Annotated in this window: 9 protein-coding genes; 5 read left to right on the top strand and 4 right to left on the bottom strand. The window is 61.8% G+C overall.

The window, feature by feature from the left end; all coding sequences use genetic code 11:
- Window positions 1–31 precede the first annotated feature (31 nt).
- Window positions 32–334, bottom strand: coding sequence for a BufA1 family periplasmic bufferin-type metallophore (locus TR61_RS15700; protein ID WP_050931476.1), 303 nt, complete (start codon window positions 332–334; stop codon window positions 32–34).
- A 226-nt stretch (window positions 335–560) separates the two neighbouring features.
- On the bottom strand, window positions 561–2,540 hold the full coding sequence (thrS, locus tag TR61_RS15695) for a threonine--tRNA ligase (RefSeq protein WP_050931470.1): 1,980 nt from the start codon (window positions 2,538–2,540) through the stop codon (window positions 561–563).
- A gap of 164 nt (window positions 2,541–2,704) precedes the next feature.
- On the opposite strand from thrS, the gene TR61_RS15690 reads away from it, so the two are divergent.
- Complete coding sequence (locus TR61_RS15690; RefSeq protein ID WP_050931469.1) at window positions 2,705–3,955, top strand: MFS transporter; 1,251 nt, start codon at window positions 2,705–2,707, stop codon at window positions 3,953–3,955.
- Between the two features lie 17 nt (window positions 3,956–3,972).
- Here TR61_RS15690 and TR61_RS15685 read toward each other — a convergent pair whose 3' ends face one another.
- On the bottom strand, window positions 3,973–4,383 hold the full coding sequence (locus tag TR61_RS15685; protein WP_050931468.1) for an MAPEG family protein: 411 nt from the start codon (window positions 4,381–4,383) through the stop codon (window positions 3,973–3,975).
- Window positions 4,383–5,126: an ArsR/SmtB family transcription factor gene (locus tag TR61_RS15680; protein ID WP_050931467.1), complete on the bottom strand. Its 744-nt coding sequence runs from the start codon at window positions 5,124–5,126 to the stop codon at window positions 4,383–4,385. The genes TR61_RS15685 and TR61_RS15680 overlap by 1 nt, the downstream gene beginning before the upstream one ends.
- A gap of 114 nt (window positions 5,127–5,240) precedes the next feature.
- On the opposite strand from TR61_RS15680, the gene TR61_RS15675 reads away from it, so the two are divergent.
- Genes TR61_RS15675 through TR61_RS15660 form a run of 4 tightly spaced genes read left to right on the top strand, consistent with a single transcriptional unit; the run spans window position 5,241 to window position 8,475 of the window.
- Complete coding sequence (locus TR61_RS15675; protein WP_050931466.1) at window positions 5,241–6,059, top strand: creatininase family protein; 819 nt, start codon at window positions 5,241–5,243, stop codon at window positions 6,057–6,059.
- Window positions 6,056–6,796, top strand: a complete 741-nt coding sequence (locus TR61_RS15670; protein WP_050931465.1) for an alpha/beta fold hydrolase — start codon at window positions 6,056–6,058, stop codon at window positions 6,794–6,796. The genes TR61_RS15675 and TR61_RS15670 overlap by 4 nt, the downstream gene beginning before the upstream one ends.
- Before the next feature lie 40 nt (window positions 6,797–6,836).
- Window positions 6,837–7,832: an alpha/beta hydrolase gene (locus TR61_RS15665; protein ID WP_050931464.1), complete on the top strand. Its 996-nt coding sequence runs from the start codon at window positions 6,837–6,839 to the stop codon at window positions 7,830–7,832.
- Between the two features lie 19 nt (window positions 7,833–7,851).
- The gene (locus tag TR61_RS15660) at window positions 7,852–8,475 is read left to right on the top strand and encodes a hypothetical protein (RefSeq protein WP_050931475.1); all 624 of its coding nucleotides are present in this window, start codon (window positions 7,852–7,854) and stop codon (window positions 8,473–8,475) included.
- Window positions 8,476–8,503: the final 28 nt, after the last annotated feature.

Below are 8,503 nucleotides of genomic sequence, written 5' to 3'. Positions count from 1 at the left end.
CGGGCTTCAGCCCGCCGCGCCCCTATTGGGATCAGCTGGGCAGATCGCGGCTCAGCTCTTCGAGCGAGCCTTTGCGCTCGGTCCCGTCTGCCATTGCGGGCAGTTCGATGCTTTCGCAGGTGCCTGCATCGACCAGCGTCCAGGCATTGCCCTGATAATCCACGGTCGAGGTGCCGGCGCATGTGGTGCCCGGGCCTGCGGCACAGTCATTCTGACCGGCGAGGCTGACGCCATAGCATTTTTCCTTGGCCTGAGCATTTGCTGTGGACACCTGACCTGCCAGGGCAGCGGCAACGGCACCAGCGACGGCAATGGTTTTCATGGTATTCGGCATCTTCATTAATCCCCTTGGGTTGATGACTGTGTGTCACGTATTGACGCCTTCACCCTAAGTGGCTGCAAGGGGGCATGTGAATTCACGAGCCCGTGTCTCACGCCCGCGTCAGGCTGTGTGACGCCGGAAAATCGCGTAAGTCATTGAAAAATATGAATGCGTGATCGAATTGTTACAAAAAGGGCCCCGAAAAGGGGCCCAGTTTGTCACTGATTGTCAGCAATTGTTACAGCAGATCAGGCGGCGTCGCCTCACGGCCAAGGGCCTTTGTTACAGCCTCCAGCGTCTCCACCTTGGTGTGCTTTTCGCCCAGACGCCGGATGGTCACGGTGCGCTCTTCCACTTCGCGGTGGCCGATGGCCAGGATCACCGGGACCTTGCCAACCGAATGTTCGCGCACCTTGTAGTTGATCTTCTCGTTGCGAATATCCGCCTCGGCCCGCACGCCCGCTTTCTTCAGGGCCGCGACTACTTCGTGGACGTAATCATCCGCCTCCGACACGATAGAGGCGACAACCACCTGGCGCGGGGCCAGCCAGAAGGGCAGCTTGCCTTCATGTTCCTCGATCAGGATGCCGATGAAGCGTTCGAATGACCCCAGGCAGGCGCGGTGCAGCATATAGGGGCGCTGTTTCGACCCGTCCGGCGCGATATAGCTGGCGTTCAGACGTTCGGGCAGGTTCGGGTCCACCTGGAAGGTGCCGCATTGCCAGACCCGGCCAATCGCATCGGTCAGATAGAAATCCAGCTTGGGCCCGTAAAACGCGCCATCGCCCGGTTCCAGCGTATAGTCGCGACCAACCGCCTTGATCGCGTTTTCAAGCGCGGCCTCGACATAATCCCAGCTTTCCTCGCTGCCCACGCGTTTTTCGGGGCGGGTGGCGAATTTGATTTCGAAATCCGCAAAGCCCAGCTCGCGATAAACATCGGCCAGAAAGTCGATGAACCGCGCGCATTCGCTTTGGATCTGATCTTCGGTGCAGAAGATATGCGCGTCATCTTGCGTGAACCCGCGCACCCGCATGATGCCGTGCAACGCGCCCGAGGGTTCGAACCGCGCGCAGGAGCCGAATTCGGCCAGCCTCAGCGGCAGGTCGCGATAGGATTTCAGACCCTGGTTGAACACCTGCACATGGCAGGGGCAGTTCATCGGTTTCAGCGCGTTGATCCGCGTCTGGTCCTTGTTCTTGACGCTGGCATCGTCGTCCTCGCCGTCGCGGCTTTCATCCACTTCGACAAGGAACATGTGGTGCTGGTATTTTTCCCAGTGGCCGGATGCCTCCCACAGCTTGCGGTCCACGACCTGCGGGGTGTTGATCTCGCGATACCCACCGGCGCGCTGCTTGCGGCGCATGTAATCCTGCAGCCCGGTATAGATGGTCCAGCCATTGGGGTGCCAGAAGACCTGACCCGGCGCTTCCTCCTGCATATGAAACAGGTCCATCTCGCGGCCCAGCTTGCGGTGGTCGCGTTTGGCGGCCTCTTCCAGCATGTGCAGGTGCGCTTTCAGCTTCTCCTTGCCGGTAAAGGCCACGCCATAGATCCGCTGCAGCATCTGGCGCGAGCTGTCGCCACGCCAGTATGCGCCGGCAATTGACATCAGCTTGAACGCATCCGCCGGTACCTGGCCGGTATGCTGCAGATGCGGGCCACGGCACAGATCCTGCCAATGCCCATGCCAATACATGCGCACGGGTTCGTCACCGGGGATCGCCTCGATCAGTTCGACCTTATAAGGCTCGTTATTGGCCTTGTAGAATTCGATCGCCCGCTCGCGCTCCCAGATCTCGGTGGTGACGGGATCGCGCTTGTTGATGATCTCTTTCATCTTGGCTTCGATCTTGCCCAGATCCTCGGGGGTAAAGGGCTCTTCCCGGTCGAAATCGTAATACCAGCCATTTTCGATCACCGGGCCGATGGTGACCTTGGTGGCGGGCCAGATCTCCTGCACGGCACGCGCCATGATATGCGCCAGATCGTGACGGATCAGCTCATTGGCCTGCGCGTCATCCTTCATGGTGTGAATGGCGATCTGCGCGTCGTCCTCAATCGGCCAGGCCAGATCCCAGTGCTGACCGTTCACAGTCGCACTGATCGCCTTCTTGCCAAGCGAGGTCGAGATATCCGCCGCCACTTCCGCAGGGGTCACACCCTTGTTGAAGCTGCGCGCATTGCCATCGGGAAAAGTGAGGGAGATTTGGGCCATCAAAAGCCTCCTCGTCGGTTTGGCGCCCACGGAACGCCCGGTTGCGGGTATATGGTCGGGCCTATCTGCGCGCGGGAACCTTTGATGTCAAGCGTGCGTTACGTCCTTTGACTGTGCGGCAGGGCGATGCATCTTTTGCACAACAAGAAGAAAGCCGGAGCAGGATGAGCAGCGAGACAAAGCTTTTTGAAACCATCACGGGCGACGAGGACGTCAAGAAACGCGAGGCGCAGAACGGATTGCGCCATGCCGCGTCCTTGTCGATGACCAAGGTGGCCGATGGATTGATCGACCCGAAGCTTGTTCTGTCCTGGCTGATGTCGGCGCTGGGCGCGCCCGCTTACCTGATCAGCCTGCTTGTTCCCATTCGGGAGGCCGGTGCGCTTCTGCCGCAGATCGCGATGGCGGACCGGGTGCAACGGATGGCGCACCGAAAATGGGCCTGGGTGATCGGATCGGCAGGCCAGGGCGGTTTCGCAGCCGCCATCGTGCTGTCGGCGCTTTTGCTGGACGGGCAGGCTGCCGGTTTCGCCATTTGCGGCGCGCTGGCGGGGCTCGCGCTTAGCCGGGCGCTGTGTTCGGTGTCCTACAAAGATATTCTGGGCAAAACCGTCGAAAAGACGCGGCGCGGGGCGATCACCGGCTTGGCGTCGTCCTTGTCTGCCGTGGCGGTTGTGTCCTTTGCCGGTTTGATGCTGGCGGGCGTGTTGCAGTCGCAAACCGCCGTGATCATCGCAATTGCCATCGCGGCAGGGCTGTGGATTGCAGCGGCGCTATTGTTTTCGGGTATGCGTGAAAAAGTCAGCGAGGTTGATGCCGACAGTGGCGGTATCGATTGGTCGATCCTGCGCGACAATCCGCAGCTTTGGCGATTTATCGCGGCCCGGGGGTTTCTGGTCTCTACCGCTTTGGCGCCGCCCTATTTCGTGCTTCTGAGCGCGGAAGCCAGCCTCTTGCAGCTGGATCGTTTGGGCGCGCTGCTTTTGGCCTCGGCCGCGGCGGGGCTGATCAGTTCCTATGTCTGGGGGCGCTTTGCAGACTATTCCAGCCGTCAGGTTCTGGCGGTGGCGGGCGGTGTTGGCGCGCTGGCCATGGCGGCCGCGGCGGGTTTCGCGGCGCTGGGCTGGGCAGAGATCGGCTTTGTGATGCCCGCCACGCTTTTTGTTTTGATGGTCGCCTATCAGGGCGTGCGGCAGGGGCGGTCGACGTATCTGGTGGACATGGCCCCCGAAGACCAGCGCAGCGCCTATGCGGCGGTGGCCAACACGGTGATTGGCATTCTGCTTCTGGCGGCTGGCGCTTTGGGCGGGCTTGCGTCGATCATCGGGGCGGTCTGGGCGCTGGTTCTTTTCGCTGTGCTGGCGGTGTTGGGCGCATTGACCGCGCTGACGCTGAACGAGGTGGAGGGCGCCTGAGCGCCCCCCGCTAGCTTTTACCTTGCGGCAAAGACCGCATAGGCCATGATCAGGCAGCAGGCCCAGCCCAGTGTAAAGATGATCGGGCGGATGGGCATTTTCGCATATCCGCTGATCATGCCCGCCGCATGGATCACCCGCAGCCAGAAGAAGGCGATCGCGGTCCAGTAGGTCAGCGCGGTGAACCCGTCCACGCGGTCGACCAGCAGCACCAGAATGGCAAAAGGAATACCCTGTTCCAGCAGGTTCAGATGCGCGCGGTGGGCGCGGTGCACCCAGGGGCGCAGTTGGCTCAGATCGCCGGGGCGGGTGAAGTTATCGGCCTGCGCGGGGTCACTTGTGACGCCGACGATATAGGGGATCCACAAGGACGCAGCCAGGATCATCAGGCAGGTCAAAATGCCAAGTTCGGTGGGAAACTGTTCCATCACATCGCCGCCTTCAATGCCGTGCCGGTTTCCAGATAGGATTTGAGCGAGGCCGCCAGACGCGCCCAGCCTTCGGCAAAACCTTCCTGACCGGGGGCCATGTCGTAATGTTCGATGGTCAGCATGCAGACCTCACCCTGCGGTTCGATCAGATAGACCATGTGCGAGGCAGGCGCGTTGGGCCCCATGAACATCGGCTCGAACGTCATGGCGATCCGGGTTTTCGGATCCATCTCCTTGGTGACCTGTCGCAGCATCGCCTCTCCATCAGGTTTGATGAATTCGGTCACGTTGCCGGGCCGCGCATCCCCGTGCACTTCGTTGCACAGGAAGTGATAGGCGGCCATCTGGTCCGCTTTGGTTAGGGCGTCCCAAAGCGCATCCTGACTGCAGCGGATAAAGGTTTGCATCATGAAATCGGGTTTTCCCATATCGGTGGCTCTTTCCAATTGTGTTTTCAAATCACTCAGCGTCTGCGCCTGGGGTCGCAGGAAAGGCGCGACCCACCGGTCAAGCATCTCCTGCAGGGGCAGGGCGTTCAGATAATGGTATTTGAACCGCCCCTGTTTGCGCGTGACGATGAGATGGGCGTCCTCCAAAACCTTCAGGTGCTTCATGACGCCGAAGCGGGTCATATCCAGCTGCTCTTCCAGATCGGAAAGGCTTTGCCCGTCTTTCTGACGCAAACTGTCAAGCAGCGCGCGTCGGGCCGGGTCATTGAGGGCTTTGAAAAGATCATCCATGAGAGCCATTATAGGTTACCAAATAGTCACGTGACAATAGGGTAACATATATAGCTGCGGTTGCAAGCCGCAACCCCTTGTGCAGAATGGAAAAAAATCACCGGGGAGGATCGCATGGAAACCAGTTGGGCGCGGCTGAAAGCGCATGAATTGCGGGATTTGGCCCAGAAAGACGCCGTGGTGATTCTGCCTGTCGCGTCGATCGAACAGCACGGGCCGCACCTGCCGGTGATGACCGATACCCGCATCGGCGAAGAGATGGCGCGCCGGGCGGCGGAAAAGGCCTGGCCCACCCGACCTACGATCTGGACGCCGGTGATCTGGTCGGGGCTAAGCGAACATCACATGGATTTTGGCGGCACGCTGACGCTGAGCCCCGCCACCTTTCGCGCGGTCATCATCGACCTGATTGCCGCGATCCAGCGGGCGGGCTTCCGGCATATCCTGATTTCGAACTCCCATGGCGGAAACGTTATCCCCTGCAAACAGATCCTGGATGAGATCTCGCCCAATCTGGACGGCGTTGTGGTCTTTGCCACCTATGCGGCGGAGGCGGGCGAGGCGTTCGGCGCGCCGCTGGAGGATCAGCCCAACATCATGCATGCCTGCGAGGCGGAAACCTCGATGATGATGGTCTGCGCGCCGGAAACGGTCGATGACAGCGATCTGGCGGCCCACAACGTGCCCTTCGGCAATGGCCCCGATTTTCTGGCCGCGGGCAAGGCAGCCTATCGCTGGCGGCCCCTGGCGCATGCGACGCCCAACGGGGTGCTGGGCATGCCCGAGAAATCGACCCCCGAGAAGGGGGAGCAATTGCTGGAAATCGGCTCCCAGGCGCTGGCCGATCTGATCACCGATCCCGAAACCTGGGCCGATGTGCAGGATCTGCGCGGGGCAGGGACGGGCGGTGTGCCGTTCGGAGAGCGCTCATGACGCCGATGTTCGACAGCCCGCAGGGCCGCAAGCTGGCCTATCACAAGACCGACGGGCAGGGGCCGACAGTGGTCTTCCTCGGCGGGCTGAAATCCGACATGGAAGGCACCAAGGCCGTGCATCTGGAGGCCTGGGCCAAGGCGCGCGGACAGGCGTTCCTGCGGTTTGATTACTCCGGCCATGGCGAAAGCTCCGGCACGTTCGAGGAAGGCTGCATCGGCGACTGGCATCAGGACACGCTCGCCATTATCGACGCGCTGACCGAGGGGCCACTGATCGTTGTCGGCTCATCTATGGGCGGCTGGCAGGCGCTGCTGCTGGCGCGTGCGCGGCCCGATCGCATCAAGGGCATGGTCATGATCGCCGCTGCCCCGGATTTCACCGAAGACGGGTATTGGGCCAGCTTCACGGATGCTGAAAAACAGGCCTTGGAAACCGTAGGCCACGTGGAACGCCCCAGCGATTACATGGAGCCCTACATCATCACCAAGCGCATGATCGAAGACGGGCGCGATCATCTGGTGTTGCGCGATCCGCTGCCGCTGCCGTTTCCGGTGCGCTGCCTGCAAGGCACCGCCGATACTGCCGTCAGCACCGAAACCGCCTTGCGCCTGCTGGATCATGCAAGCTGTGATGACATGCGGCTTCTTCTGGTCAAGGATGCCGATCACCGCTTTTCGGACGGGTCCTGCCTGTCGCTGATCGAAGAGGCGGTGGCTGAACTGAGCGAGCCTTGATTTTTCGCGAAAACTTCTGGCGCCGGAGAGGGGCAGAGAGATGCGGTATATCTTGAAGACGGTTCTGTTTCTTGTCCTGGGCCTCGTGGCCTTTGCAATGCTGATGACGAAATTCGGCCCGCGCGAGGACGCGACACTGGATTTCGCCTTTGACGCGGCGGCCTTCGGCGGCGATCTGAACGCCGATTTCCAGGCGCAGGAGGCGCGCTTCTCCGACATCACGCCCGGCACGGAGAAACGCGTGATCTGGGCTGGTGCGTCGGGTGCACGCACGCCCGTGGCGCTGGTCTATATCCACGGGTTTTCGGCCACATCCGAAGAAATCCGCCCCGTCCCCGACCGCCTGGCCGCCGCGCTGGGGGCCAATCTGGTCTATACGCGGCTCACCGGCCATGGCCGCCCAGGTGATGCACTGGGCGAGGCGCGCGTCAGCGACTGGACCCGCGACACGGCCGAGGCAATCGCGGCCGGGCAGGCCGTGGGTGACCGGGTCATCGTCATCTCCACCTCGACCGGCGGGACGCTGGTTGCAGCCGCGATCCTGACCGATCCTGCCATGGCCGATGCGCTTTCCGGCGCGATCTTTGTCTCGCCCAATTTCGGGATCAACGCGCCCACGGCGCGGCTTCTGACCTGGCCCGCCGCGCGCAGCTGGATCGGCTATGTGGCAGGCGAGAGGCTGAGTTTCCCGTCCTCCAGTGACGGGCACGCCACCTATTGGACACGCGATTACCCCACCACCGCACTGTTGCCCGTCGCCGCCCTGGTGGAGGCTGTGCAAGGGCTTGAGGCCGACACTGCCAGCGTGCCCGCCTTCTTCTGGTATTCACCCGAAGATCAGGTGGTTCTGGCCAGCGAAACCGACAGCCTTGCCGCCGCATGGGCGCGCGGCGGTGCGCCCGTGACGGTGCTGACCCCGGATCTGACCCAGGCCGACGATCCCTATGCCCATGTGGTCGCGGGCGATATCCTGTCACCGGGTCAGACGGATGCCGCCGTCGCTGCCATGCTAAAGTGGATCGAGGCCTTGAACTGACATGCGCCGCCCCGCGTCGATGTGGAGCCTTGAGACGCTGGGCCGCGTGCGCCTGTCGCGGCATTTCTTCATGCGCGATTTCCTCTATTCCGAGATCGGGAATTTCCACGAAATCCAGAACATTCCCGATGACCTGGACCTGGCGATCGCCAATGGCCGCGCCTTTTGTCAGACGCTGATGGACCCGCTTGAGGAAACCTTTGGCCGCGTCGCGGTGCGCTCGGGCTACAGATCACGCAGGCTTAATCAATTCGGCAATGACAACCGGCTGAACTGCGCGCGCAATGACAACCCTTTGGAGTGCCACATCTGGGATTGGGCCGCGGGTGATGCGGCCGTGGCCGGTGCATCGGTGGTCGTCCCATGGTTTGCCGACCAGTATGATCGGGGCCGCGACTGGCGCGATCTGGCCTGGTGGATGCATGACCATCTGCCCTTTTCCGAGATCTGGTTTTTCCCCAAACTCTGCGCCTTCAACCTGGTCTGGCGGCCTGCGCCCCAGCGGCGCATCGACAGCTATATCGCGCCGCGCGGCACGCTGCTGAAAGCGGGCGCAGAGCCGGGCGAAGACCTGCGCACCCGACAAGCGCGGTACAGCGATTTTCCGCCCTTTCGCGGCATTTCCTATCCCGCTTTGCCCTGATTTCCGGCTTGCCCATCGCCGGGCTTTC

Source organism: Aestuariivita boseongensis (assembly GCF_001262635.1).
Lineage (GTDB): Bacteria > Pseudomonadota > Alphaproteobacteria > Rhodobacterales > Rhodobacteraceae > Aestuariivita > Aestuariivita boseongensis.
The sequence above is the reverse complement of the archived record's forward strand: the minus strand, read 5'-3'. Positions and strand labels throughout refer to the sequence as shown.

What these genes read in the sequence shown, in the direction of transcription:
- TR61_RS15675 (WP_050931466.1), top strand. Translation starts at nt 5,241, where the DNA reads ATGGAAACCAGTTGGGCGCGGCTGAAAGCGCATGAATTGCGGGATTTG.
- TR61_RS15700 (WP_050931476.1), bottom strand. Translation starts at nt 334, where the DNA reads ATGCCGAATACCATGAAAACCATTGCCGTCGCTGGTGCCGTTGCCGCT.
- TR61_RS15665 (WP_050931464.1), top strand. Translation starts at nt 6,837, where the DNA reads ATGCGGTATATCTTGAAGACGGTTCTGTTTCTTGTCCTGGGCCTCGTG.
- thrS (WP_050931470.1), bottom strand. Translation starts at nt 2,540, where the DNA reads ATGGCCCAAATCTCCCTCACTTTTCCCGATGGCAATGCGCGCAGCTTC.
- TR61_RS15680 (WP_050931467.1), bottom strand. Translation starts at nt 5,126, where the DNA reads ATGGATGATCTTTTCAAAGCCCTCAATGACCCGGCCCGACGCGCGCTG.
- TR61_RS15685 (WP_050931468.1), bottom strand. Translation starts at nt 4,383, where the DNA reads ATGGAACAGTTTCCCACCGAACTTGGCATTTTGACCTGCCTGATGATC.
- TR61_RS15690 (WP_050931469.1), top strand. Translation starts at nt 2,705, where the DNA reads ATGAGCAGCGAGACAAAGCTTTTTGAAACCATCACGGGCGACGAGGAC.
- TR61_RS15660 (WP_050931475.1), top strand. Translation starts at nt 7,852, where the DNA reads ATGTGGAGCCTTGAGACGCTGGGCCGCGTGCGCCTGTCGCGGCATTTC.
- TR61_RS15670 (WP_050931465.1), top strand. Translation starts at nt 6,056, where the DNA reads ATGACGCCGATGTTCGACAGCCCGCAGGGCCGCAAGCTGGCCTATCAC.